Consider the following 24,890-nt stretch of genomic DNA (forward strand, 5'->3'; position numbering starts at 1 on the left):
GCTCCCGTACGCTGGTGGGGTGACCACGCCGCCTTTCCCCGCCCCGACGTCCGCCGAACTCGCCGTCGTCTCGGCCCAGCTCGGCCGTCCGGTCCGCGGCGTCGTCGGCATCGCAGCCCGATGCGCCTGCGGCAACCCGACCGTCGTGGCGACCGCCCCCCGGCTGCCTGACGGCACACCGTTCCCCACCTTCTACTACCTGACGCATCCCGCAGCCACCGCGGCGATGTCGACGCTCGAGGCGACGCAGGTCATGCCGGAGTTCGCGGCCCTCCTCGCCGAGGACGAGACGGTCGCCGCCGCGACCCTCGCCGCGCACCGGGCGTATCTCGCCGACCGCGCGCAGTTCGGCGAGGTCGCCGAGATCGACGGCATCTCCGCCGGTGGCATGCCGACGCGCGTGAAGTGCCTGCACGCCCTCGCCGGTCACGCACTGGCTGCTGGCCCCGGCGTCAACCCGATCGGCGACGAAGCGCTCGCCCGTTCGTCCTGGACCCCGGGGGAATGCCGCTGCGACGACCCCGGAGCAGCGCTCCGCGACGAGTCTGCGACGGCGGAATGACCGCACGACGGATGCTGCGCAGCGCCGCCGCCATCGCGGTGGTGGCGGCATCCGTCCTGCTCATGGGCGCGACCGCGCCGCCCAGCACCGGGCCGGTGCCGGATGACCCGAGCGACCCGACCCGTGCCTCCGAGTACTGGCTCGACGGCGCCCGCATCCGCGAGGCCTGGCAGACGACCCGCGGCAAGGGCGTGACGATCGCCGTGATCGACACCGGCATCGGCAAGGTGCCGGAGACCTTCGGCGAGGCCGTCGTCGGCGGCACCGATGTCTCAGGCACCGGCACCCCGGACGGCCGCACCCCGCTCGGCGCGCTGGACGGCAATCACGGGTCCTGGGTCGCCTCACTCGCGGCCGGACGAGGAGCCGCAGACGGCGCCGGCATGATCGGCGTGGCGCCGGAGGCGAACCTGCTGTCGATCTCGGTCGGATTCGGCGCCGCTGCGGCCGTCCCGTTCACGGAGCAGGTCGCGAAGGGCATGCGCTGGGCCGTCGACAACGGCGCCGACATCATCAATCTCTCGTTCACGACGAACACCCTCGATTGGGACGCGAGCTGGGACGACGCCTTCCTCTACGCCTTCGAGCATGACGTCGTGGTCGTCGTCGCGGCGGGCAACCGGGGGAGCGGCACCAGCATCATCGGGGCACCGGCCACGATCCCCGGCGTGCTCACGGTCGGTGGCGTCGACCAGACGGGCACCGCCAGTGTCGAGGCATCGACCCAGGGGATCACGATCGGCATCTCGGCACCCAGCGAGGGTCTGCTCGGCATGTCGGCAGACGGCAAGCTCGCCTCCTGGCGGGGCACCAGCGGCGCCGCCCCGATCGTGGCAGGGATCGCGGCCCTCATCCGCTCCGCGCATCCTGACCTGAAGGCCGACGACGTCATCAATCGGATCATCAAGACGGCCATCCCCGTGGACGGCGCGATCAAGCCGCAGGATCCGCTCTACGGGTACGGACTCGTCGATGCGGCTGCCGCGATCAACGCAGTCCTGCCGTCGGTCGACAAGAACCCGATGGGTGACCTCGCCGAGTGGATCCGCCTGTACCGCCGAGCGGCGACCGAGCCGCAGCCGGAGGCTCCGGTGACCCCGGTGCAGGTGCCCCCGCTGCCGGACGCGGATGCCCCGACGGAAGCCGGTTCCCCGCTCCTTCCCAGCGCTGATTCACTGCGCTACGGTACCCTGCCGCTCATCGCGGTCACAGTCCCTGGTATCCTGATAGCGCTTGGCGTCACCGCTGCTGCCCGGCGCATCCGATCGGCGCGCGCATCTCGCACGCCACAACCCTGACTCCAAGGAGTTGTCCCCCTGTGCCCAAGATTCTGATTGTCGGTGGCGGCTACGCCGGTTTCTACACCGCGTGGAAGCTCGAGAAGCACCTCCGCAAGGGTGAGGCCGAGGTCACCATGGTGGACCCGCTGCCGTACATGACGTACCAGCCCTTCCTCCCCGAGGTGGCCGCCGGTTCGATCGAGGCCCGCCACTCCGTGGTCGCGCATCGTCGTCACCTCAAGCACACCAATGTGGTCACCGCGAAGGTCACGAACATCAACCACGCCGAGAAGGTCGCGACGATCACGCCGCCCTCCGGCGAGCCGTACGAGTTCGCGTACGACCAGATCGTCGTCACGGCCGGTGCCGTGTCGCGCACCTTCCCGATCCCGGGCATCGCCGACAACGCGATCGGCCTGAAGACGATCGAAGAGGCCGTCGCGATCCGCGACCGCGTCATGTCGAACTTCGACAAGGCGGCATCGCTGCCCGCCGGCCCCGAGCGCGACCGCCTGCTGACCGTCGTCGTCGTCGGTGGTGGCTTCGCCGGCATCGAGGTCTTCGCCGAGCTGCGCTCGCTCGCCTCCTCGCTCGTGGGCAAGTACCCGCAGCTGCGCTTCGAGGACACGCACTTCCACCTCATCGAGGCGATGGGCCGCATCATGCCCGAGGTCTCGCTGCAGACGAGCGAGTGGGTGCTCAAGGACCTCGCCAAGCGCGGCGCCAACGTGCACCTCGACACGCAGCTCACCAGCGCGGTCGACGGCAACGTCGAGCTCTCCACCGGCGAGGTCATCCCGACCGACGTCATCGTCTGGACCGCCGGTGTCATGGCCAACCCGACCGTCGTCCGCGGCGGCGACCTGCCCGTCGAGGAGCGCGGTCGCATCCAGACCCGCGCCGACCTGCGCGTCGGCACCCCTGAGGCATTCGTCGAGGGCGCCTGGGCTGCCGGTGACGTGTCGGCTGTTCCCGATCTGTCCGGTGGCGGTGTCGGCGGCTTCTGCGTGCCGAACGCCCAGCACGCCGTGCGTCAGGCGAAGCTGCTCGCGAAGAACCTCGTCGCGGTGCTCCGCGGGGAGGACCCCAAGGAGTACTTCCACAAGAACATGGGCGCCGTCGCGGGTCTCGGCCTGTACAACGGTGTCTTCCAGTCCGGCAAGATCGCGCTCAAGGGCTTCGTCGCCTGGGTCGCGCACCGTGGCTACCACGGCCTTGCGATGCCGACGTGGGAGCGCAAGTTCCGCGTCATCTGGGGCTGGTGGAACAACCTGTGGCTCGGCCGCGATCTCGTGAACCTCGAGACCGTGCAGAACCCGCGCTACGTGTTCGAGGAGTTCGCCGCTCGTCCGCGTCCGGCAGCTGACGCTCCGGCCGCACCCGCCGCGAAGGCTCCGGCCGCGGACAAGGCCCCCGCTGCTGCGAAGACTCCGGCTGCCGTGAAGGCAGAGCCGGCTGCGAAGGCTCCGGCCAAGAAGGCTCCGGCCAAGAAGGCGCCCGCCAAGAAGGCGGCTGTCGCGGATGCTCCCGGCGAGGCGACGACCGACCCGGCAGAGCACGCAGCTGTGACCGAGGCTGCCGCCAAGTAGTCGCACGCTCACGCACGATCGAACGGCCCCGCGCACCTGCGCGGGGCCGTTCGTCGTTCGCCCACGACTCATTCGCACACGATTCATAGGCGACCCGGCTACCGTCGTCACCAGCAAGGGGAGTACTCCCGTCTGCGGTGGTGTCGTCATTACGGACATGAAGTCGTGTCCCGGCCCACCGGCCCCTCGGGGCGGAGGAGACCTGGCGTCCGTGTTCACGGACCGCCACGGCGTCCCCTCCTCGTCTCGAACATGCGGGGATTCCGTGGCTGTCCATTCGCCTCAGAAGGAATCACCACCATGGCAAAGCTCTCCCGTCTGCTCGGCATGGCTGCGAAGGCCGTCGAGAAGCATCTCGCATCCGAGTCCGGAGACTCCGCGCGGCAGGGCGGCGCTCCTGGGCCGCGACCGTCGCAGCATCGGCCGTACAGCCCGCCGGCTGCGCACTCGTCCTCGCGCGACGGCTACGCGCCGCCGCCCGCCGCCGGGACTGCAGGCACCTCCACGGTCTCGGATGCCGACCGAGCGGCGATCGCCCGGTACGACTACCTGCTGCAGACCGCCGACCCGCACCGCGTGGAGCAGATGCACCGTGAGGCGTTCGAGCGGCTCACGCCCGCGCAGCGCGCGCAGGTGCAGGAGAGGATGCAGGTGGAGCTCGCCCCGGGTGAGCGTCCGGCGTCCGCCTCGCCGCACGACCTCGCGCGTGCAGCCGGTCGCACGGAAGCGGCTCGTCCTGGGCGGATGCGTTCGCTGCTGTCGCGCGTGCGGGGGAGCGGGGCGGGCGGACGCATCGGCGGCGCCGCTGTCGGTGGCGCCGCAGTCGGCGTGCTCGGTGCGGTCGCCGGCGGTGCGGTGCTGAGTTCGGTCGCAGGTCCGCTGCTCGAGCAGGCGGCGGGTCTCGGCGTCGACTTCGATGCGCTCGCTCAGGGGCTCGACGTCGAGTCGCTGATGCAGGGCGTCGACGTCGAAGCGCTCGCTGGTGGATTCGACGCCGAAGGGATCACGGGTGCAGCCGAGGGAGTGCTCGGCTCCGCTGGTGAGGCGGTCTCCGGGTTCGGCGAGACCGCGAGCGGCTGGGGCGAGAAGCTCGGCGACCTGGGCATCCCCGGCATCCGCGACCTGTTCGGCAAGTGACCGACCCGCCATCGGCGAAGCACAGGATCGGTTCATCCGGCTCATCTAGCATGGCCGGACAGCCCCAGACAGAGACGAGCCCGTCATGAGCCCCGCCACTGCCATCGCCACCAGCGCCGACCACGGCTTCACCGGACTGACCGGTTTCGCCGCCGACATCCTCACCGCCCTCGGTGACATCGGAGTCGGCGTCCTGGTGTTCATCGAAGTCCTGATCCCACCGATCCCGAGCGAGGTGATCCTGCCGTTCGCCGGCTACCTCAGCCAGAGCGGCGAGCTCGACCTCGGCTGGCTGATCTTCTGGAGCACCCTCGCGTCCTGGGTCGGCGCGATGCTACTGTACTGGCTCGGCGCTGCGATCGGGATGGAACGGGCGATCCGCTTCCTCGCTTCGACGCGATTGGTGAGCCGTTCCGACCTCGACCGAGGCGCCCACTGGTTCGCGCGCAGCGGCGCCTGGACCGTGCTGGTCGGACGGATGGTGCCGGGCGTGCGGAGTCTCATCTCGATCCCGGCGGGGGCATCACGGATGGGGCTCGTGCGCTTCAGCGTGTACACCATCATCGGCAGCGGCCTCTGGAACGCGATGCTCATCGGCGTCGGGGCCGCCCTGGGCACGCAGCACGAGAAGCTCGAGCAGTATCTCGGGTATGTCGACTACGTGGTCTACACGGCCATCGCGGTCGCGCTCGTGGTGCTCGTGATCCGCCGAGTGCGCGAGGCCAGGACGCCACGGTCGAGCGCGGCGCGGGCGGATGCCGCGGCGATCGATCGGATGAGCGACTGACGCCTCGCATGCGAGAGTGCCCCCGCTGGGACTCGAACCCAGACTGAAGCGATTTTAAGTCGCCTGCCTCTGCCATTGGGCTACGGGGGCGTGGTCCTGGTCAGCCTAGCGGGGTCGTCTCGATCGGGTCCGGCGTGAAACCCGGTGCCGCGAGGGGTGAATCTCGGTGCCCCACGCCGTAGGGTGGGGGAGTGCTCGACCTCACCGCCGATCTGAGCCCCGCTGCGGCTCGCCCCGTCGTCGCTCCCGAGTGGGACGACCCATCCCGATACTGGAACCGGCTCTCCGCCGCGACCGGTCATCTGCCGGCGCCCGTCGCGGTCATCGACCGTGAGGCCCTGCGCTACAACGCGATGGATCTGCTGGTGCGCTCCGGAGGTCTGCCGATCCGCGTCGCATCGAAGTCGGTCCGCGTGCGCGCCGTGCTCGACGCCGTGCTGGCGCTGCCCGGCTACCACGGCATCCTCGCGTTCACGCTCGCCGAGGCGCTGTGGCTCGCGCAGGACCACGACGACATCGTGCTCGGGTACCCCACCGTCGACCGGGCGGGACTCGAGCAGCTGTTCGGCGACGAGCAGGCTGCACAGCGCATCACCCTGATGGTCGACGACCCGGTGCACCTCGACCTGATCGACAGTGTCGCCGGTCCCGGCTCGCGCCCCGAGCTGCGCGTGGCGATCGACGTCGATGCCTCGTGGCGCTCGGCGCTCCTCGGCCACATCGGCGTGCGTCGCTCCGCGCTGTTCAGCGCGGGGGAGGTCGCCGCGTTCGCACGCCGAGTCACCGCACGGCCCGGCTTCCGGCTCGTCGGCCTGCAGATGTACGACGCGCAGATCGCCGGCCAGGGCGACGACGCCGGTCACGATGCTCCGCTGATCCGGATGGTGCAGGCCCGCTCGCGCGCCGAGCTGCGCGAGCGTCGTGCGGCCATCGTCGATGCGGTGTCCGCAGTCACGCCGCTCGAGTTCATCAACGGTGGCGGCACCGGTTCGCTCGAGTTCACGGGCAGTGACGAGTCGCTCACGGAGGCCAGCGCGGGGAGCGGCCTGCTGGGCGGGCACCTCTTCGACGGGTATCGCTCGTTCCAGCCGGCTCCGGCATCCGCGTTCGCCTTCGACGTGGTGCGCAGGCCCGCGCCCGATATCGCCACGGTGCTCGGCGGCGGTTGGATCGCCTCGGGTCCAGCCCTCGCCTCACGGCAGCCGCGACCGGTCTGGCCCGAGGGACTGCACACGATGCCCCGCGAGGCGGCAGGCGAAGTGCAGACGCCGCTGCAGGGTCGGGCGGCGGTCGGTCTCGGCGTCGGCGATCGAGTCTGGTTCCGGCACGCGAAGAGCGGGGAGCCTGCCGAGCGCATCGAGCGCTATCACCTGGTCTCCGCAGACGAGGTCATCGACGAGCTGCCCACGTATCGCGGCGAGGGGAAGGCCTTCCTGTGACGCGGATCGGCGGCACCTGGCAGAACTGGGCGCGCTCGGCATCCGTCCGGCCGTTGCGAGTCGAGCGCCCACGCACCCCCGAAGGCGTGCAGCGTGCCGTGATCGCGGCCGCAGCGCACGGGCTGCCCATCAAGGCCGTCGGCGCAGGGCACAGCTTCACCGGCATCGCGATCGCACCGGGGGTGCTGCTCGAGCTCGACGACATGCAGGGGCTGGTATCCGCCGACAGCGCCAGCGGACGCGTCACGCTGCTCGCTGGCACTCGACTGCATCGCATCCCTGCGCTCCTCGCGCCGTACGGACTCGCGATGGAGAACCTCGGCGACATCGATCGGCAGTCCATCTCCGGCGCGATCTCGACGGGGACGCATGGCACCGGCGCCGGGTTCGGCGGCCTCGCGGCGCAGGTCGTCGGCGTCACTCTGGTCACCGCGGCGGGGGAGTTCCTCCGCATCGACGAGACCCGCAACAGCGAGATGCTCCCGGCCGTCGCCCTCGGGCTCGGTGCCCTCGGCATCCTGGTCGAGGTGACGCTGCAGTGCGTGCCGGCCTTCGTGATGCACGCGATCGACGAGCCGGTGCCGCTCGAAGAGGTGCTCACGACGCTTCCCGAGCGAGTCGCCGAGCACGACCACTTCGAGTTCTATTGGTTCCCGCACACCGACGTCGCGCTCACGAAGTGCCAGTCCAGGTTGCCCGAATCGACCAAGCGCCGGCCGCTCCCTGTAGCGGGCAGGTGGATCGACGAGACGCTGCTCTCGAACGGCGTCTATCGAGCCGTGTGCGCGAGTGGCCGACTGGCGCCGGCCATCACACCGCCGTTCAGCAGGCTCGCCGTGAAGCTCACCGGCGACCGCGAGTACACGGACCACTCGCACCGCGTGCTGACACAGCATCGAAACGTGCGATTCCGCGAGATGGAGTATGCGCTGCCGGCCGAGAACGTCGAGCCGGCGTTCCGCGCCGTGCAGGAGCTGATCGCACAGCGCGGCTGGCGGATCGAGTTCCCGATCGAGGTGCGCTTCGCCGCGGAGGACGATCGCTGGCTCTCGACCGCGCACGGCCGCGCCAGCGGGTACATCGCGGTGCACCGGTACTGGCGAGCGGATCCGACCGTGTACTTCGAGGCCGTCGAGCAGATCATGCTCGCGTACGGCGGTCGACCCCACTGGGGCAAGCTGCACACGCTCGATGCCGAGCGGCTGCGCGAGCGCTACCCGCGATTCGATGACTTCCTGGCTCTGCGCGACCGCCTCGATCCCGAGCGTCGGTTCGCGAACCGCTATCTCGAGCGGGTTCTCGGCGCCTGAGCGCTCGACAGAGCCGATATCGGTCGTCACGCCCAGTACACGTGCAGACAGCGCCGATAGGATGAGACAAAACGAGGAAGGGTGGGCCTCTGATGGAATGGCTTGTGCCGGTATTGATCGTTGTGGGTGTGATCCTGCTGGTCGGGATCTACCTGTGGGCGACGTACAACTCCCTCGTGCAGCTCAAGATTCGCGTCGATGAGGCGTGGAGCGGGATCACGGTGCAGCTGAAGCGGCGGGCCGATCTCATCCCGAATCTCATCGAGACGGTGAAGGGCTACGCATCGCACGAGAAGGCGGTGTTCGAGAACGTCACCCGCGCTCGTGCTGAGACCATGAACGCGAGCGGCCCCGCTGACGCAGGTATCGCAGAGGGCCACCTGCAGCAGGCGCTGCGTTCGCTCTTCGCTGTCGCCGAAGCGTACCCGCAGCTGCAGGCCAGCCAGAACTTCCTGCAGGTGCAGCAGTCGCTGGTCGACACCGAGGACAAGGTCCAGGCTGCGCGCCGCTTCTACAACGGCGGTGTGCGCGAGCTGAACACGAAGATCAAGGTCTTCCCGAACAACCTGTTCGCCAAGGGCCTCGGGTTCACCGAGCGCGAGTTCTTCGAGGTCGCCGACAGCGGCGCGATCTCAGAGCCGCCCCGCGTGCAGTTCTGACCCGGACCACTCGATCGCGCTGACCGTCACCAGACGGTCAGCGCGATCGCTGTCTCTGAGAACCGCACGTCGCCGCGGACCATCCAGGACTCCGTCCGGTAGGTCGTGGTGCGCGCGGCGCCGTCCTGCCCGGTCCCGGTGATCGTCGCGACGAGCACGCCTCCGCCCGCGGTGAAGCCGGTGCCGGAGAGCACGAGAGATGGCAGGGTCTCGATGCGGTAGCTCACGTCGGAGACCTCGCGGAACTCGGTCCCCCAGGGGATTCGGATGCCGCAGCCGTCCGGCTGCTCGCCACCCTTCGCCGTGCACGTCTCGAGGTGCTCGTCGAGCGCCGCCTGGGCTGCGCCGGTGGCCGCGTCGCGCAGCTCGACGTCGAGGTCGGCGTCCACGTACTCGCCGGGGAGCACGGCAACCGAGGCAGTGCCGTCGACCAGATCGTCCGGCGCGGCCAGGAGGGGATAGCGCGCAGGCAGAAGCGGGATGCCGTCATCAGCCGCGACCACGGCGTCGCCGACCGAGACGAAGGCGCCCGTGTCGGGAACGACCGTCAGCGTGCCGAGACCGGACGAATCGATCCGCCATCCGCCATCCGTCAGGGTGAGCGTCAGCGTCGCGCTTCGAGTCTCGCCGTCGAGCTGGAACGAGACGTCGACGGTCGCGGTGTCGCCGCGCTGGTCGACGTCGCCGACCGCGCCGTCGGTGATGTACCCCGTCGCCCCCGAGAAGGCCGCGCGGGCCTCATCCGAGATGTCGGGACCGGTCGAGTCGAGCCCGTTCGCGTCACGCGACTCGAGCGCGCGCAGGTATGCGGTGGCCGTGTCCTCCGCGGTCGCGGGACTGCTCGACGACCGCCAGAGCCCGATCCCGATCCCGACGGCCAGCAGCAGCACGGCGACGATGCCGACGCCGAGCAGCCACGCACCGCGGCGACTCACGGTGTGCGCTCGCTCACGTGGACGTGGCGCAGCACCGAACCTCCGCCCAGGCCGACGAGGGCGCGGTGCACGGCATCCGAGGCATCGCCCCAGCCCGACACCGAGACGTGCTCGAGACCCTGCCATGACGCGGCCAGGGCAAGCTCGCGCGCGATCGGCTCGGCGTCTTCCGGACGCGCCTGCGGCTCCCACCACGCCGACTGCACCTGCAGGGTCGAGCGCGCGCGATCCGCCTTGAGGTCGACACGGGCGACGATACGGTCGCCGACGAGTACCGGCAACGAGTAGTAGCCGTAGCGCCGCTTCTCGGCCGGCACGTAGATCTCGATGCGGTAGTCGAACTCGAATGCACGCAGCGCGCGGTCGCGGAACCACACGACCGGATCGAAGGGGGTCAGCACGGCGGCGGCGTCGACGCGACGGGGGAGCACGGCATCGCGGTGCCGCCAGGCGGGCAGCGGGCGGCCACCGCGCTCCCAGCTGCGCACCTGCACCGGGATCAGCTCACCGGCATCCGTCAGTTCCTGGAGCGACTGCGCGATGGCGGCCCTGTCGCGGATCCGGTAGTAGTCGGCGAGGTCGGACTGCGTCGCCACACCGGACGAGCGCGCGGCGCGTGAGATCAGCGTGCGGATGGCCTCTGCACGGGGAACCTCGCGAGCGCGGATGGCGTCGGGGATCACGTTCTCCGCGAGGGCGTAGGTTCGCTCGAACCCCTTGCGACCGCTGATCGCGACGTCCCCGGTGCGCCAGAGGTGCTCCAGCGCGAGCTTCACGTCGTCCCAGTCCCACCAGGTGCCGCGCTCACGCGGCGCATCGGCGCGGAGATCGGCGGGTCGGAGCGGGCCGCGCGAACGCAGCTCGTCCTGCACCCACCGGAGTGTCCTGGCGTTGCTGCTCATCCAGGAGTCCTCGCCGGCCCAACGGCGGCGGAAGTCGTCCATGCGGAACCGCCACAGCGGCCAGTCCTCGAGCGGGATGAAGGTCGCCTCGTGCGCCAGGTACTCCACGTAATGCGTCGTGCGCGCCAGGAAGACCCGGTCGAGCAGCGCGGGATCATAGGAGCCGAGGCGGGAGAACAGCGGGAGATAGTGCGACCGTGCGAACACGTTGACGGAATCGATCTGCAGGACGCCGAGGCGATCCATGACCCGATGCACGTGACGAGCTGACGCCGACGTCGGGCGAGCGCGAGTGAACCCCTGGGCTGCGAGCGCGATGCGTCGCGCCTGCGCGGCGCTGAGGGTTTCCGTCACGTCGGCCAGCGTATCGCCGCCCGCCGACATCCGAAGGTCGACCTGGGCGCGTACCGGTACGCGCCGACATCGATGCGTCGAACGGCATACGGCGGCGACGTAGACTTGGGCGATGAGCGATGAGCGGCGATCCTGGCTGACACAGCTGTTCCGTCCGCGCCTCGAGCCGACCGATCAGACCGTGACGACCGAGGCTGACGAGGCCGTTCCGCTGCCGCTCCGCATCACCGCCGGGTACGCCTGGCGGCTGCTGCTGATCGCCGCAGCCATCGGCGTGTTCATCTGGCTCGTGATGCTGCTGAAGCTCCTGGTCATCCCGTTGATGGTCGGCATCCTGATCACTGCGCTCCTGTGGCCCGCGTTCGACCTGATGCTGCGGCACCGCTTCCCGCGTTGGCTGGCGATCGCCATCTCCCTGCTCGGCACGGCTGCGATCGTCTCCGGGCTGGTCTGGCTCGTCGTCTGGCAGGTCCGGCTCGAGCTGCCCAAGGTGCAGACGAGTTCGGCCCAGGCCTTCGACCAGTTCCAGGTGTGGCTGCACGACGGGCCGCTCAATCTCTCCGACACGCAGATCTCGGACTACCTGCAGCAGGGTCTCGACTTCCTCAACGAGCAGGCGCAGGCGCTGTGGACGGGGGCGCTCGCGATCGGCACGACCGTGGGTCATGTCGCCACCGGCGCGGTGCTGTCGCTCTTCATCCTGATCTGCCTGCTCGCAGACGGTGCGGGCATCTGGCGCTGGACCGTGAAGCTGTTCCCCCGCAAGGCGCGTCCGGCCGTCGACGGCGCCGCCCGCAACGGCTGGGCGACCATCGTGAACTACGCCAGGACGCAGCTGTTCGTGGCGACGATCGACGCGATCGGCATCGGTCTCGGCGCGTTCCTGCTGCAGGTGCCGCTGGCACTCCCGGTCGCCGTGCTCGTCTTCCTCGGCTCGTTCATCCCGATCGTGGGTGCGGTCGCCACCGGTGCGATCGCCGTGTTCCTCGCGCTCGTGTACAACGGGCCCTGGACCGCGCTGTTCATGCTGCTGGTCGTGCTGGCCGTGCAGCAGATCGAGGGGCACATCCTGCAGCCGATCATGATGGGCTCCGCCGTGAAGGTGCATCCGCTCGCGGTGGTCCTCGTGGTCGCAGGCGGCGCGATGATCGCAGGCATCCCCGGAGCGCTGTTCGCCGTGCCGCTGGCGGCATTCGTGAACGTCTTCGCGGTGACGGTGAGTTCGGGGTCATGGCGCACCGGCGTCGGACCCAGTGGAGATCTGATCTGGAGTACAGTGCCGCGCGAGCGGCGACGGAGGAATCGATGAGCGCAGTCCCCAGCCTGACCGAGTTCGAGCACGCAGCTCAGAGTCTGGCTGAGGTGATCTCGCACACGCCGACGCTGCCGTCCCGAGCGCTCTCCGATGCCCTCGGGGTGCCGGTGGTGCTCAAGATGGAGAACCTGCAGCGCACCGGCTCGTTCAAGATCCGTGGTGCCGCGTACCGCCTCTCGCGCCTGAGCGCTGAGGAACGGGCGCGTGGCGTGGTCGCAGCATCCGCCGGCAACCACGCTCAGGGCGTCGCACTCGCGGCGCAGGCGCTCGGCATCTCGGCGACCATCTTCATGCCCCTCGGCGTGCCGGTGCCGAAGCTGCTCGCGACCCGCGGCTACGGCGCCGAGGTCGTGCTCGAGGGCGAGACGGTCGCGACATCGCTGCGTCTCGCCGCCGAGTACGCCGAGCGCACCGGTGCCGTGCTGATCCCGCCGTTCGACCACCGTGACGTCGTGATCGGGCAGGGAACGCTCGGGCTCGAGCTCCTGGAAGATGCACCGGACGTCGACACCATCGTCCTCGGCATCGGCGGAGGCGGCCTGATCGCCGGCGTCGCCGCCGCCGTGAAGGCCCGTGCCGCCGAGCTCGGACGCACGGTCCGGATCATCGGCGTGCAGGCCGAGAACGCCGCTGCCATGCCGCCGTCGCTCGCGGCAGGGCATCCGGTCGACATCGTGACGCGCCCGACCATCGCCGACGGCATCCTGGTCGCACGCCCCGGCGCGATCCCCTTCGACATCATCAAGGAATACGTCGACGAGGTCGTCACGGTCTCGGATGACGATCTGGCGCGCGCGATCCTGGTGCTGCTCGAGCAGTCGAAGGTCGTCGTCGAGCCGGCCGGTGCCGCCGGCGTCGCCGCGATCCTCGCAGGCAAGATCTCCGCGACCGGCACGACCATGGCCGTGCTGTCCGGCGGCAACATCGACCCGCTGCTGCTGCAGCGCGTGGTCTCGCACGGGCTCGCGGCATCCGGTCGCTACCTCACGATCCGCATCCCGCTGCCAGACCGTCCCGGCCAGCTCGCCAGGGTCTCCGAGCTCATCGCCGCGGCCGGCGCGAACGTCATCGAGGCCATGCACACGCGGCACGGCCACGGGCTGCAGATCAGCGACGTCATCCTCGAGCTCAGCGTCGAGACGCGTGGACCGGAGCATTCGCAGCACACCCTCGACACGCTCCGTCTGGCAGGCTTCGAGCCGCTCGTCGTCCCGGACTGACCCTTCGACGGGCCCGGGGGAACCCGACGGGCTCAGGGTCCCAGAACGTGAGAACGCCCCTCCGACATCGGTCGGAGGGGCGTTCTCACGCTGTGGCTGCGATCAGCCGGTGTAGGTCTCGACGTTCACGATCTCCACGGCGATGGAGCGACCGTTGGGAGCCTCGTAGGACGACTTCTCGCCGACCTTGAGCCCGAGGATGGCCTGTCCGAGCGGGCTGGCCTCGCTGTACACGTCGTGGTCACTGCCGGCGGCGATCTCGCGGCTGCCGAGCAGGAAGACCTCTTCGCCGCCGGCGACGATCGCGGTGACGACCGTGCCCGGCTCGACGACGCCGCGGCTGGCGGGCGCTTCGCCGACCTTGGCGGTCTTCAGGAGGCTCTCCAGCGTGCGGATGCGCGCCTCCTGCTTGCCCTGCTCGTCCTTCGCGGCGTGGTAGCCGCCGTTCTCCTTGAGGTCGCCTTCTTCGCGGGCGGCCTCGATGCGCTTGGCGATCTCGTCGCGTCCCGTGGTCGAGAGGTGTTCCAGCTCGGCGACGAGCCGGTCGTACGCCTCCTGCGTGAGGAAGGGAACCTGAGCATCAGTCGACATGACGAAGCTCCTTCTATCCGGATCCCGGCCGCGAACCGCGGGGGATATGCCAAGACGCCCCGGCTCTCTGCCAGGGCGTCATCTGTCTGCGGTCAGTCTAGGCGACCCAGCAGGTGTTCACCAAACCTGTCGTCGCCTCGCTGACGGTCGGGATGGTGGCGGCGACGGCCTTCGAATGGCTCTCTCCCGCGGCGATCTCGACGAGCTTCCACCCGACGACGCCGAACTCCTCGTCGAGCGCTTCGACGATGCAGATGACGTCCTTGCCCTGCACGCCCGTGACCTGGAAACGCACGTCGACGGTGTGCTCATCGACGAGGTCGTACCCGAGGTCGTCCGCATCGACCGAGCTCATGGACTGCGCAACCGTCATCCATCCGAAGGCTCCGACCAGGAGCACGGCGATCGCGATGCCGATGATCCACGGCGTCCGACGACGTCGGGTGCGGCCGTATCGGTCATCGAGCTGTGCTGCTGTCGTCACGGGAGGGGTCTTCCGGTCGTTAGGCTGGTACTTCCAGGTTATGCGACCTGCGCACGAAAGGCCGACACATGCTCGCTCTGACCGAGACCCCGATGCCGACGCCCACCATGACGGTGGCACCGGAGGCCGTCACGCCGGGGTTCGTGGGCTTCGCGGCGGTGGTGCTCCTCGTGATCGCGGTCATCCTCCTGATCTGGGACATGAACCGTCGTATCCGTCGGGTGCGGTACCGCGAAGAGGTGCGTGACGAGCTCGACGCCGAAGAAGCAGCGCGTGCAGCCGATGAGGCCACCGAGACCGATGCGGACCTCCCGATCGTCCGTGAGGGCGACGACGATCCGGATCCGCGCACGACCTGATCGAGCATCACCCGGCCAGCGTCGTGCAGCCCTGGATCACGCCCCGAGCGATGGCGACAGCGGGGCGAGTGTGATCAGCAGGCACGCGGTCCAGTGGCACAGGAACGCCAGCACGGTGCAGACGTGGAAGATCTCATGGAAGCCGAAGTGGCCGGGCCACGGGTTCGGCTTCTTGATCGCGTAGACGATCGCGCCGCCGGTGTAGAGCAGGCCGCCGATGATCACGAGCACCATCATGGCGACGTTGGCCGCGAGCAGGTCAGCCATGAACATCACGGCAGCCCACCCCATCAGCAGGTAGAGGGCGACGTAGAGCCAGCGCGGTGCATGGATCCAGAAGACGCGGAACAGGATGCCGACGACGGTGCCGCCCCACACCAGGCTCAACAGCAGCGTGCCCTTCTCCGGTGGGAGCGCCAGGGTCGCGAGCGGCGTGTAGGTGCCGGCGATGAGCAGGAAGATGTTCGCGTGGTCGATCCGCTTCAACAGCAGCTTGACGCGGGGGCTCCAGTCGAAGCGGTGATAGAGGGCGGAATTGCCGAACAGCAGCAACGAACTCGTCATGAACACGGCTGCCGCCCACTTCGCCGCACCGCCCTGTGCCACGACGATCAGCACGATCCCGGTGACGAGCGCGACCGGGAACGTGCCGGCATGGATCCAGCCACGCCAGGTCGGACGGATCTCGACGGCCGCATCGACCGCCGCAGCCTCGAGGAGCGGCAGCTGGGGGAGGTCGGGTTCCGAAGGTGCGGGAGTGGTCACGAGGCCCACTCTATGCCGCACCTCATGCCGTGAGCGGCACATGACCCACAGCTTCCACACCGTCGGAAATCGTCGCGGCACGGTAGCGTAGGGAGGTGATTTCACGCGAGAGCCAGGGGCGAGGGCCGCTGTATCGGCTCTACAGCAACCGGCTGCGTCGGCAGCTGGACGGAGCATCCGTCCCTCATCACGTGGCGATGATGATCGACGGCAACCGCCGGTGGGCTCGCCAGCTCGGCTACAGCACGGCTGCGCACGGACACCGGGCGGGTGCGCTGAAGATGCGCGAGTTCCTCGGCTGGTGCGATGAGCTCGGCGTGCGGGTCGTCTCGCTGTATCTGCTCTCGAGCGACAACCTGCGCAAGCGCGATTCCGCCGAGCTCGAAGACCTGATCGAGATCATCGCCGAACTCGCCGAGGCCCTGTCGAAGGAAGGGGACTGGCGCGTCAAACATGTCGGCCGCTCCGACATCCTGCCGCCGGAGCTCGCGCGCGTGCTCGCCGACGCCGAGGAGCGCACGAAGGACCACACCGGCCTGCACGTCAACCTCGCGGTCGGCTATGGCGGACGCCATGAGATCGTCGACGCCGTGCGGAGCATCCTCGTCAAGCACGAGGCGTCCGGGGGCACGATGGAGGATCTCGCGGCGCACCTCACGCCCGAGATGATCGGCGAGCACCTGTACACGGGTGGGCAGCCCGACCCGGATCTCGTGATCCGCACGAGCGGCGAGCAGCGGCTCAGCGACTTCCTGCTGTGGCAGAGCGCGCACAGCGAGTTCTACTTCGTCGAGGCGCTCGGCCCCGACCTGCGCCAGGTCGACTTCCTGCGTGCGATCCGCGACTACGCCGACCGAGATCGCCGCTTCGGCCGCTGAGGTGGAGCCCCGGTGGCGGAGCCGCCGACCTGTCAGAATGACGAAGTGGGTACATTCGACGACTATCTCGGCACGTTCGACAGCGAACCCGGATATCTGAACTGGGCCGCGTTCGGGCCGCTGTCTCCCTCGGTACGGGAGGAGATCTTCGCGGATGCCGACCTGCTGGGCAGCGGTCGACCGTCGTCGCTCGCACTCGTCGCCGAGCGGATCGGGCAGGCGCAGGAGCTGGTTGCCGAACTGCTCGGGGCGGATGCCGCCGAGGTTACCCTGCAGCCGTCGTCGACGCAGGGGCTCCAGCACGCGCTCTACGGCCTCTCCGGCGCAGTGATCGCCTCGACCGCGGAGTTCCCGAGCATCAGCCTCACCCTCGAACGCGCTGCTGCGGCGTCGCACGGCGCACTCACGCCTCGATGGATCACGCCGGCCGACAGCCGCATCACCCCGGACGCCGTGGCGGAGGTGCTCGACGACGACGTGACCGCGCTCATCGTCAGCCACGTCGACTTCCGAACCGGATTCCGTGCCGACCTCACCGCCCTGCGCGAGCTGCTGGGTCCGGATCGTCTGCTGATCCTCGATGCCGTGCAGTCCTTCGGCGTGGTGGACGCGGACTACTCCGGCGCCGATGTGGTGGTGGGCCACGGGTACAAGTGGCTCCGCGCCGGCCGAGGCACCGCCTTCGCGCGTTTCAGCACGCGGGCGCGGGAACGCATCACGCCGCTGCTCAGCGGCATCACCGGGGCAGCCCCGGACGGGCTCCCTGTGGATGATCTGCCGCCGGCCGCGGCATCCGCCAGAGCGTACACCGTCAGCGGCCCGGACACCCTCGCGGCTGGTCGGCTGGCCATCGGCGCGCGCGATGTTCGCGACGCCGGCGTCGCAGCGATCGAGAGCAGCATCCAGGAGCATGTCGATGGAATCCTCGAGATCGCGGATCGGCACGGCATCGCGGTGAGCTCACCCCGGGAGCGGGCGCAGCGGGCGGGCATCGTGGCACTCTCGCCCGACGAGCCCGCACGCCTCGCAGCAGCGATCGCCAACGCGGGACTCGTGGTCACAGCGCGAGGTGCCTCGGTGCGTGTGGCAGCCCACGCCGGCACCGACGCGAGCACACTGCAGCTGCTCGATGACGCTCTCACAGCATTCGGAAACGAGACGTTCACGTTCGCGTAAGAATTCGCTGGCGTGTCGAGGCGCGGATATGTCGGCGACTGGTCGTAGCTTCGAGGCATCGGGCAAGGAGCCCGGTCGAGTCGGCCATCAGGATCGCGACTCGTGGCCCCAGGTCGACTCGTTCTCAGGCGGGGATCATCCCCGGGTCGGGAGTGGGTCGTGACCACACGTACAGCGCAGCAGTCCACCAGCACCGCGCAGCAGTCCACCCGTAAGACGACGAGGCGGACGTCGTCCGCGGATCCTGATCAGGACCTGCGGACCTATGTCCTCGACACCTCGGTCCTGCTGAGCGATCCGCAGGCGTTCTTCCGGTTCGCGGAGCACTCCGTGGTGCTTCCGGTCGTCGTGATCTCCGAACTCGAGGGCAAGCGGCACGACCCCGAGATCGGCTACTTCGCGCGGCAGGCGCTCCGGCACCTCGACGATCTGCGCATCGAGCACGGTCGTCTCGACTTCCCGGTCGAGGTCGGCGAAGGCGGCACGCTCCGCGTCGAGCTCGCGAACACCGACTCCTCGGTGCTTCCGGCCGGCATCCGTCTGAGCGACAACGACACCCGCATCCTCTCGGTCGCGATGCACCTGTCCCAGGATGGGCAGGACGTCACGATCGTCTCCAAGGACCTCCCGATGCGCGTCAAGGCTGCGTCCCTCGGTCTGCGCGCCGAGGAATACCTGGCCGAGCAGGCGGTCGACTCCGGGTGGACCGGGCTCACCACGCTCAACCTCTCCGGCGACGACATCAGCGACCTGTACGAGAGCGAGGTCGGGATCAGCGAGGACGCCCGTGGACTCCCGATCAACACGGGGCTGATCATCCACTCCGAGCGCGGCTCGGCACTCGGCCGCGTCACGGGCGACGGCGAGTACCGGCTGGTGCGCGGCGATCGCGACATCTTCGGCATGCATGGTCGGTCCGCCGAGCAGCGCATCGCGATCGACCTGCTGCTCGACCCTGAGGTGGGCATCGTCTCGCTCGGCGGCCGTGCAGGAACCGGCAAGTCGGCGCTCGCACTGTGCGCGGGCCTCGAGGCCGTGCTGGAGCGCCAGCAGCAGAAGAAGATCATCGTCTTCCGCCCGCTGTTCGCCGTCGGCGGTCAGGAGCTCGGCTACCTCCCGGGGGACCAGGGCGAGAAGATGGGGCCGTGGGGTCAGGCGGTCTTCGACACACTCGGCTCGGTCGTCTCCGGCAACGTCGTCGAAGAGGTCATCGAACGCGGCCTCCTCGAGGTGCTGCCGCTCACGCACATCCGCGGACGCTCGCTGCACGACGCCTTCGTGATCGTCGACGAGGCGCAGTCCCTCGAGCGCAACGTGCTGCTGACGGTGCTCAGCCGGATGGGGCAGAACTCCCGCGTCATCCTCACGCACGACGTCGGCCAGCGCGACAACCTCCGGGTCGGCCGCCACGACGGCATCGCGAGCGTGATCGAGACGCTGAAGGGGCACGACCTGTTCGGGCATGTGACGCTGATGCGCTCCGAGCGCTCCGCGATCGCCGCCCTCGTCACCGAGCTCCTGGAGGGCGGAGAGCTCAGCTGACGGGGGTGGAGAGCGGATGTCGCGGTCGCGGCATCCGCTCTTTGCTGTCTCCCGGGTCTGCGTGCCGACAGATGCACGACCCGGCGACATCTGCACGAGCGATCCGCCGATTCGGCCCTGCAGACGTCGAGACCTCGTGTATCTGTCGCGTTGACTTCAGGCACGGCTCTTCGCGCGACCCAACGCCGCAACGATCGCCCGCTGCACCGTGGGCCAATCATGGACGATCTGGGCATAGTCGAAACGCAGCGTCTCGTATCCGAGGCGGGATGCTGCTGCGTCGCGCATCAGGTCTCTGTGCCGATGCTCGGCCGACGCGTGGTTGTCTCGCCCGTCGGCCTCGATGATGAGGCGGCCGTCGATGACGAAGTCGACACGGCCGACGCCACGAATCTCCACCTGGCAGTCCGCCAGGATGCCGATGAGATGCAGTCGAATCCGGATCAGCGATTCCAAACCGCTCTCGGCATCGCCGCGCGCGATGTCGACGAGCCATCGCGAATGCGCCGGCAGCGCGGTCCGGATCTGAGCCCGCACGGCACGCGACAGCAGGCGTGCATTCCACGCGGACTCGAACGACACGAAGAACGCTTCCTCCCCTGCGCAGAGGTAGGTGTGCAGCAGCGCCGTAGCGACATCCGCGGTGCCGAGCTGCGTGGGGCCGTGGAAGAAATGCGCGGTGCAGGCGCAGCTGGCATGCGGATGGATCCGGCCGTTCGTGCCCATCCAGACGTGCACCCGCGGCGTGGCCTCGAGCGTCCAGATGCCATGCTGGCGCAACGCCGCCTGACAGGTGAGTGCGCCACCGTGCGTCGCGGCGATCGCGATGTCCGGGCTCAGACTGTTCGCGGCGAAGACGCCGTTGCGCAGCCTCCGGACGCGTCCTGCCTTCACGTCTGCCGCGAGGCTGTGTCTGGTGACCCCGTACCTCTGGAGAAGACGCCCTCTGGCGACGCGGAGGTGTTCGAGGAGGTACGCGGCATCCGGCATCCCGCCATCATGCGCGGCCTCGCCAAACGGCCTCGGCGCTGAATCCGGAGATGGGTGAGTGCCGACGATTCCGCCGTATGGGGAGGAGGAGTCGCGACGCGACACACGCACGAGGTTCCCACGCCCGCACGAGCATTTTGGCGGATTCCTCCTGCAGACGTCGGATCGTCGTGCATGTGTCCGGCGGCCGCGGGGTTCGCCGGAAACGACGGATGCCGCGAGGCGCATGGCCCCGCGGCATCCGCCGTGCGTCAGGAGAGGATCAACCCGGGTGGGTCATCGACAGCAGGTCGAGCTTCTCGTCGAGCTGCTCCAGCGTGAGGTCGCCGCGCTCGACGTAGCCGAGGTCGATCACGGCGTCGCGCACCGTGATGCCCTGGGCGACCGAGTGCTTCGCGATCTTCGCTGCGGCCTCGTAGCCGATCAGCTTGTTCAGCGGCGTCACGATCGACGGGCTCATGCCGGCGAAGGATGCCGCGCGGTCGAGGTTGGCCTGCAGGCCGTCGATCGTCTTGTCGGCGAGCACGCGAGAGGCGTTCGAGAGCAGACGGATCGACTCGAGCAGGGCGGTGCCCATGACCGGGATCGCGACGTTCAGCTCGAAGGAACCGGATGCTCCGGCCCAGGCGACCGTCGCGTCGTTGCCGATCACGCGGGCGCAGACCATCAGCACGGCCTCGGGGACGACGGGGTTGACCTTGCCGGGCATGATCGAGGAGCCGGGCTGCAGGTCGGGGATGTGCAGCTCGCCGAGACCCGTGTTGGGGCCCGAGCCCATCCAGCGGAGGTCGTTGTTGATCTTGGTCAGCGAGACCGCGATCGTTCGCAGGGCGCCGGAGGCCTCGACGAGACCGTCGCGGTTCGCCTGCGCCTCGAAGTGGTCCTTGGCCTCGGTGATCGGCAGCTCGGTCTCGGCCGCGAGCAGCGCGATCACCTTCTGCGGGAAGCCGAGCGGGGTGTTGATGCCGGTGCCGACGGCGGTGCCGCCGAGCGGGACCTCTGCGACGCGGGGGAGCGCCGACTGCACGCGCTCGATGCCGAGGCGGATCTGGCGGGCGTAGCCGCCGAACTCCTGGCCGAGGGTGACGGGCGTCGCGTCCATGAGGTGGGTGCGACCGGACTTGACAGCGGTCTTCCACAGCTCGGCCTTGGCCTCGAGGGCGACGGCGAGGTGGTCGAGCGAGGGGATGAGCGTGTCGATCAGCGCCTGGGTCACTGCGATGTGCACCGAGGTCGGGAAGACGTCGTTCGACGACTGCGAGGCGTTGACGTGGTCGTTCGGGTGCACGGTCGCACCGAGGATGCGGGTCGCGAGCGTCGCGAGGACCTCGTTCATGTTCATGTTCGACGAGGTGCCCGAACCCGTCTGGTACGTGTCGACCGGGAACTCCCCGTCGTGCGCACCCGTGGCGACCTGGTCCGCCGCCTGGGCGATCGCGTCGGCGATCGCACCGTCGAGGGTGCCGAGCTCCTTGTTCGCGAGCGCTGCGGCCTTCTTGATGCGGGCGAGGGCTGCGATCTGCGTCGACTCCAGCCCCTTGCCCGAGATCGGGAAGTTCTCCACCGCGCGCTGCGTCTGCGCGCCGTAGAGCGCGTTGACGGGCACGCGCACTTCACCCATGGTGTCGTGCTCGATGCGGTAGCCCTGCGAGCTTTCGCCGCTGCGCTGGTGGGTGTCGGTCATTCCGATGCCTCCTGAGATTCGGGGTCGATGCCCACGGTGATGACGGGCACGGCCGTGCCCTCGGCGAGACGATAGTTGGCGCCGACGATGCCGAGGCGGCCCTCGGCGACGGCGTTGCTGATGAGCTCAGAGGAGTGGAGCAGATCGGCGACGGTGTTGCGCAGGTGCTCGATGCCGACGAGTTCGGCATCGATCTCGTCGACGGTCGAGCCGCCGCTCTCGGACAGGACCTTGCGCGCGGCCGGCACGATCGGTGCGATGAGCTTCCAGATGTGCGGCGGGAGGGGAGCGGCGTCGATCGCGGTGCCGTCGATCGCGGCACGCACCGCGCCGCAGGAGTCATGCGCGAGCACCACGATCAGCGGCACTTCGAGCACGGCGACCGCGTACTCCAGGCTTGCGACGATCGACTCGCCGATGACCTGACCGGCGTTGCGCACGACGAACAGGTCGCCGAGGCCGAGGTCGAAGATGATCTCGGCGGCGAGTCGGGAGTCGGAGCATCCGAACAGGGTCGCGACCGGATTCTGCGCAGCAGCGAGATCCTTGCGACGAGCCACATCCTGGTTCGGATGCCGGGGCTGGTCGGCGACGAAACGGCGGTTGCCGTCCTGCATCTGGGCCCAGGCGGCTGCGGGGGTGAGGGCGTGCGTCATGATGCCTCCGAGAGTGCGCGGATCTGCGGGATGAGCGTCTCGGCCAGTTCTGCGGTGGACGCGGCGGACCGGGAGCCGTAGAGGAGCACGTAGTCGTCGCCGGCCTGCGTGCCGATGGCGTAGCTGACGTTCTGGTTGGAGTTGGCGCTGCCGGGCTTGAAGACGTCCCACTCGATGCCGCCGATGTTCACGGTGTCGGTCGGGGCGATGCCGTTGAGCTTCTGCGGCGCCCAGGATGAATCCGCGTCGAAGGCCTGCGCAAGCCGGACGAATCCGCGCTCGTCCTCGTCCGCCGGGGCCAGCGTGACGTTCCAGACCACGGTCGCGCCGCTTTCGAGTGCTGCGGCGTTCACGCGCCAGAACGTGCCGACCTCCGGCACGATGACCGGACTGTCCATGGTGGACTCGACGTCGGCCGCGATGCCGGCGACGTCGATCACCTTCGCGGTGGTCGGCTCACCTCGGGGCACCGCGAACACGATCACCAGCACGACGGCGAGCGTGGCCAGCAACGCGGCCACGAGACTGCGCATCGTCTGGCTCGAACGGTACGCCTTGCTCGATGCGGCCTTGCGTGCTGCGGTCTCCTCCGGGGTCTCCGGACGGCCGAGCTCGGCGACGATCGGGGCTGGCTTGCTCATGCCTCAGCCTCATCGGATGCTGCGGAGCGCGCCGCGTCGAGCCGGCGCTTCGCGCCGAGGAGCCACTCTTCGCAGCGGGCCGCGAGGGCCTCGCCGCGTTCCCAGAGGGCGAGCGAGTGCTCGAGCGTGGGGGAGCCCTGTTCGAGCTCGGCGACGACCTTGACGAGTTCGTCGCGAGCGGCCTCGAACGACAGGGTCTCCACGGGGGTGTCGTTCAGCGCGCTCACTCCTCCATCCTACGTCGTGCGGCTGACAGAGATGGCGGCCGCATGCACGCATCGGACGCGGTCACGACTGTTCGGCGATCTCGCCCTCCGAGCGGGCTGCGAGCGAGCCGCGATCGACCGTGATTGTCAGGGCGCTGCCGGCCGGAGCATCCGCCGCATCCCGCAGGATCACGCCCCCCTCGAGGTGGGCGATCGCGTAGCCGCGGGCGAGTGTTGCAGCGGGGGAGAGTGCGCGCAGGGAGGCGCGCAGCTCGCTGGCGCGCCGCCCGGCGAGATCGAGCTGGCGCGTCACGGTGTCGCGGCCGCGCGACAGCAGCAGCCACAGCTCGTGGGCGCGGGTGTCGATGATCGGTGCAGGAGAGCGCAGCACCGGGCGCGAGCGCAGCTGCTCCAGCTGAGCGATGTCATGGGAGAGGCGCTGCGTGAGCCGTGTCGTCGCGCGCGATCGCAGCTGGGCGATCAGCGCGCGCTGCTCGCCGACGTCGGGGACGACACGCTTGGCAGCATCCGTGGGTGTGGAGGCTCGCAGGTCCGCCACGTCGTCGAGCAGCGGGTGGTCGTTCTCGTGGCCGATCGCGCTGACGACAGGAGTGGACGCCGCGGCGACGGCACGAACGAGGCGCTCGTCGCTGAAGCCGAGGAGGGTCTGCGGGTCGCCGCCACCGCGGGCGATGATGATGACATCGACCTCGGGATCAGCGTCCAGTCGCGCCAGGGCGGCGAGCGTGTCAGGGACGCATCGGTCGCCCTGCACCGCGGCGTACTCGGTGCGGAAGCGCACCTGCGGCCAGCGCAGCTCGGCGTTGCGGTGCACATCCTTCTCGGCATCCGATCGCTCACCAGTGATGAGTCCGATGACGTGCGGGAGGAACGGCAGGCGCTGCTTGCGGGCGGGGTCGAACAGCCCCTCTCGGCGCAGCTGGGCTCGGAGCTTCTCGAGTCGCTCGAGCTGATCGCCGAGGCCCACGTGCTTCATGGCGGACACAGCGAAGCTGAAGTCGCCGGACTTCACGAAGTAGTCGGCCTTGACCGCTGCCACGACATGATCGCCGACCGCGAGGTCGGACGGGATGCGGCCGCGCACGCTCGACCAGATGCGGATCGAGATCTGCGCGTCGGACTGCGTGTCCTTGAGTCGAGCGAAGACGTTGCCGCCGCGCACGTTCCACGAGGTGATCTCGCCCTCGACCCAGACCGTGTTCCAGCGGGCGATGAAGTCGCGGATCGTGCCGTTCAGGCGTGCGACCGAGGTCGGCGCGTCTGCCGTGGAGTCGCGCGGCGCGACGGCATCCGCCGGGGGAGTCTCGCCCGGGGCGGTGCTGGCTTCGAAGGCTGTCATCTGTCGCGTGTCGTCCTGCTCATGCTCGTGCTTCCCTGCCCTCGGAACGGGGCGGCGGGCACCCAGGCC

25 protein-coding genes and 1 tRNA gene are annotated in these 24,890 nt (G+C 69.3%); 14 read left to right on the forward strand and 12 right to left on the reverse strand.

What is annotated here, in order from left to right; all coding sequences use genetic code 11:
• Nucleotides 1-19: 19 nt before the first annotated feature.
• The 5 genes from V7Z82_RS00170 (at nt 20) to V7Z82_RS00190 (ending at nt 5,355) form a co-directional block, all read left to right on the forward strand.
• On the forward strand, nt 20-562 hold the full coding sequence (locus V7Z82_RS00170) for a DUF501 domain-containing protein (RefSeq protein WP_334146719.1): 543 nt from the start codon (nt 20-22) through the stop codon (nt 560-562).
• A complete protein-coding gene (locus tag V7Z82_RS00175) occupies nt 559-1,860 on the forward strand; it encodes a S8 family peptidase (protein WP_334146721.1) in 1,302 nt (433 codons plus the stop codon). The genes V7Z82_RS00170 and V7Z82_RS00175 overlap by 4 nt, the downstream gene beginning before the upstream one ends.
• Before the next feature lie 20 nt (nt 1,861-1,880).
• Nucleotides 1,881-3,431, forward strand: a complete 1,551-nt coding sequence (locus V7Z82_RS00180) for an NAD(P)/FAD-dependent oxidoreductase (RefSeq protein ID WP_334146725.1) — start codon at nt 1,881-1,883, stop codon at nt 3,429-3,431.
• A 300-nt stretch (nt 3,432-3,731) separates the two neighbouring features.
• On the forward strand, nt 3,732-4,568 hold the full coding sequence (locus V7Z82_RS00185) for a cation-transporting ATPase (protein WP_334146727.1): 837 nt from the start codon (nt 3,732-3,734) through the stop codon (nt 4,566-4,568).
• Between the two features lie 85 nt (nt 4,569-4,653).
• Entirely contained in the window at nt 4,654-5,355 is a 702-nt protein-coding gene (locus tag V7Z82_RS00190) for a DedA family protein (protein ID WP_334146729.1), read from the forward strand.
• Nucleotides 5,356-5,372: 17 nt separating this feature from the next.
• Here the strand turns inward: V7Z82_RS00190 and V7Z82_RS00195 are convergent.
• Nucleotides 5,373-5,445 (reverse strand) — tRNA-Leu (locus tag V7Z82_RS00195).
• 101 nt (nt 5,446-5,546) lie between these two features.
• Here V7Z82_RS00195 and V7Z82_RS00200 point away from each other — a divergent pair.
• The 3 genes from V7Z82_RS00200 to V7Z82_RS00210 all read left to right on the forward strand — a co-directional run bounded on the left by V7Z82_RS00200 (nt 5,547) and on the right by V7Z82_RS00210 (nt 8,763).
• On the forward strand, nt 5,547-6,794 hold the full coding sequence (locus tag V7Z82_RS00200; protein ID WP_334146731.1) for an amino acid deaminase/aldolase: 1,248 nt from the start codon (nt 5,547-5,549) through the stop codon (nt 6,792-6,794).
• Entirely contained in the window at nt 6,791-8,104 is a 1,314-nt protein-coding gene (locus V7Z82_RS00205; protein ID WP_334146732.1) for a D-arabinono-1,4-lactone oxidase, read from the forward strand. The genes V7Z82_RS00200 and V7Z82_RS00205 overlap by 4 nt, the downstream gene beginning before the upstream one ends.
• Nucleotides 8,105-8,196: 92 nt before the next feature.
• Nucleotides 8,197-8,763 (forward strand): LemA family protein, encoded by a 567-nt coding sequence (locus tag V7Z82_RS00210; RefSeq protein WP_045280779.1) that lies wholly within the window; start codon nt 8,197-8,199, stop codon nt 8,761-8,763.
• 26 nt (nt 8,764-8,789) lie between these two features.
• Here the strand turns inward: V7Z82_RS00210 and V7Z82_RS00215 are convergent, their stop codons facing one another.
• Complete coding sequence (locus V7Z82_RS00215) at nt 8,790-9,698, reverse strand: Rv0361 family membrane protein (RefSeq protein WP_334146738.1); 909 nt, start codon at nt 9,696-9,698, stop codon at nt 8,790-8,792.
• Entirely contained in the window at nt 9,695-10,954 is a 1,260-nt protein-coding gene (locus V7Z82_RS00220; RefSeq protein ID WP_334146740.1) for a winged helix-turn-helix domain-containing protein, read from the reverse strand. The genes V7Z82_RS00215 and V7Z82_RS00220 overlap by 4 nt, the downstream gene beginning before the upstream one ends.
• 112 nt (nt 10,955-11,066) lie before the next feature.
• Between V7Z82_RS00220 and V7Z82_RS00225 the strand changes: the two genes are divergently transcribed.
• Together V7Z82_RS00225 and ilvA are read left to right on the forward strand one after the other, a co-directional pair.
• Nucleotides 11,067-12,263 carry an AI-2E family transporter gene (locus tag V7Z82_RS00225; RefSeq protein ID WP_334146742.1) on the forward strand — a complete coding sequence of 399 codons (1,197 nt, stop codon included), beginning with the start codon at nt 11,067-11,069 and terminating at the stop codon, nt 12,261-12,263.
• A complete protein-coding gene (gene ilvA / locus V7Z82_RS00230; RefSeq protein ID WP_334146744.1) occupies nt 12,260-13,489 on the forward strand; it encodes a threonine ammonia-lyase in 1,230 nt (409 codons plus the stop codon). The genes V7Z82_RS00225 and ilvA overlap by 4 nt, the downstream gene beginning before the upstream one ends.
• 102 nt (nt 13,490-13,591) lie before the next feature.
• Here ilvA and greA read toward each other — a convergent pair whose 3' ends face one another.
• On the reverse strand, nt 13,592-14,080 hold the full coding sequence (greA, locus tag V7Z82_RS00235; RefSeq protein ID WP_045280776.1) for a transcription elongation factor GreA: 489 nt from the start codon (nt 14,078-14,080) through the stop codon (nt 13,592-13,594).
• Between the two features lie 97 nt (nt 14,081-14,177).
• On the reverse strand, nt 14,178-14,564 hold the full coding sequence (locus tag V7Z82_RS00240; RefSeq protein WP_334146747.1) for a DUF4307 domain-containing protein: 387 nt from the start codon (nt 14,562-14,564) through the stop codon (nt 14,178-14,180).
• Between the two features lie 68 nt (nt 14,565-14,632).
• Between V7Z82_RS00240 and V7Z82_RS00245 the strand changes: the two genes are divergently transcribed.
• Entirely contained in the window at nt 14,633-14,923 is a 291-nt protein-coding gene (locus V7Z82_RS00245) for a hypothetical protein (protein ID WP_334146749.1), read from the forward strand.
• A gap of 36 nt (nt 14,924-14,959) precedes the next feature.
• Here V7Z82_RS00245 and trhA read toward each other — a convergent pair whose 3' ends face one another.
• Nucleotides 14,960-15,688 carry a PAQR family membrane homeostasis protein TrhA gene (gene trhA / locus V7Z82_RS00250; RefSeq protein ID WP_334146751.1) on the reverse strand — a complete coding sequence of 243 codons (729 nt, stop codon included), beginning with the start codon at nt 15,686-15,688 and terminating at the stop codon, nt 14,960-14,962.
• A gap of 98 nt (nt 15,689-15,786) precedes the next feature.
• Between trhA and V7Z82_RS00255 the strand changes: the two genes are divergently transcribed.
• The 3 genes from V7Z82_RS00255 to V7Z82_RS00265 all read left to right on the forward strand — a co-directional run bounded on the left by V7Z82_RS00255 (nt 15,787) and on the right by V7Z82_RS00265 (nt 19,284).
• Entirely contained in the window at nt 15,787-16,566 is a 780-nt protein-coding gene (locus V7Z82_RS00255) for an isoprenyl transferase (RefSeq protein WP_334148295.1), read from the forward strand.
• A gap of 45 nt (nt 16,567-16,611) precedes the next feature.
• Nucleotides 16,612-17,742 carry an aminotransferase class V-fold PLP-dependent enzyme gene (locus V7Z82_RS00260; protein WP_334146753.1) on the forward strand — a complete coding sequence of 377 codons (1,131 nt, stop codon included), beginning with the start codon at nt 16,612-16,614 and terminating at the stop codon, nt 17,740-17,742.
• Between the two features lie 159 nt (nt 17,743-17,901).
• Nucleotides 17,902-19,284, forward strand: a complete 1,383-nt coding sequence (locus V7Z82_RS00265) for a PhoH family protein (protein ID WP_442927496.1) — start codon at nt 17,902-17,904, stop codon at nt 19,282-19,284.
• 156 nt (nt 19,285-19,440) lie between these two features.
• On the opposite strand, the gene V7Z82_RS00270 is transcribed toward V7Z82_RS00265, so the two are convergent.
• The 6 genes from V7Z82_RS00270 to xseA all read right to left on the reverse strand — a co-directional run bounded on the left by V7Z82_RS00270 (nt 19,441) and on the right by xseA (nt 24,821).
• Nucleotides 19,441-20,010 carry an endonuclease domain-containing protein gene (locus tag V7Z82_RS00270; RefSeq protein WP_334146755.1) on the reverse strand — a complete coding sequence of 190 codons (570 nt, stop codon included), beginning with the start codon at nt 20,008-20,010 and terminating at the stop codon, nt 19,441-19,443.
• Between the two features lie 526 nt (nt 20,011-20,536).
• A complete protein-coding gene (locus V7Z82_RS00275; protein WP_334146758.1) occupies nt 20,537-21,958 on the reverse strand; it encodes a class II fumarate hydratase in 1,422 nt (473 codons plus the stop codon).
• Nucleotides 21,955-22,614 (reverse strand): carbonic anhydrase, encoded by a 660-nt coding sequence (locus V7Z82_RS00280; RefSeq protein WP_334146760.1) that lies wholly within the window; start codon nt 22,612-22,614, stop codon nt 21,955-21,957. Before V7Z82_RS00280 ends, V7Z82_RS00275 begins: the two co-directional genes overlap by 4 nt.
• Nucleotides 22,611-23,255, reverse strand: a complete 645-nt coding sequence (locus V7Z82_RS00285; protein WP_334146762.1) for a DUF4245 family protein — start codon at nt 23,253-23,255, stop codon at nt 22,611-22,613. The genes V7Z82_RS00280 and V7Z82_RS00285 overlap by 4 nt, the downstream gene beginning before the upstream one ends.
• On the reverse strand, nt 23,252-23,482 hold the full coding sequence (locus V7Z82_RS00290) for an exodeoxyribonuclease VII small subunit (protein WP_334146764.1): 231 nt from the start codon (nt 23,480-23,482) through the stop codon (nt 23,252-23,254). The genes V7Z82_RS00285 and V7Z82_RS00290 overlap by 4 nt, the downstream gene beginning before the upstream one ends.
• A gap of 61 nt (nt 23,483-23,543) precedes the next feature.
• Nucleotides 23,544-24,821: an exodeoxyribonuclease VII large subunit gene (gene xseA, locus V7Z82_RS00295; protein WP_334146766.1), complete on the reverse strand. Its 1,278-nt coding sequence runs from the start codon at nt 24,819-24,821 to the stop codon at nt 23,544-23,546.
• Nucleotides 24,822-24,890 lie beyond the last annotated feature (69 nt).

This window comes from Microbacterium sp. (assembly GCF_036823965.1).
Lineage (GTDB): Bacteria > Actinomycetota > Actinomycetes > Actinomycetales > Microbacteriaceae > Microbacterium.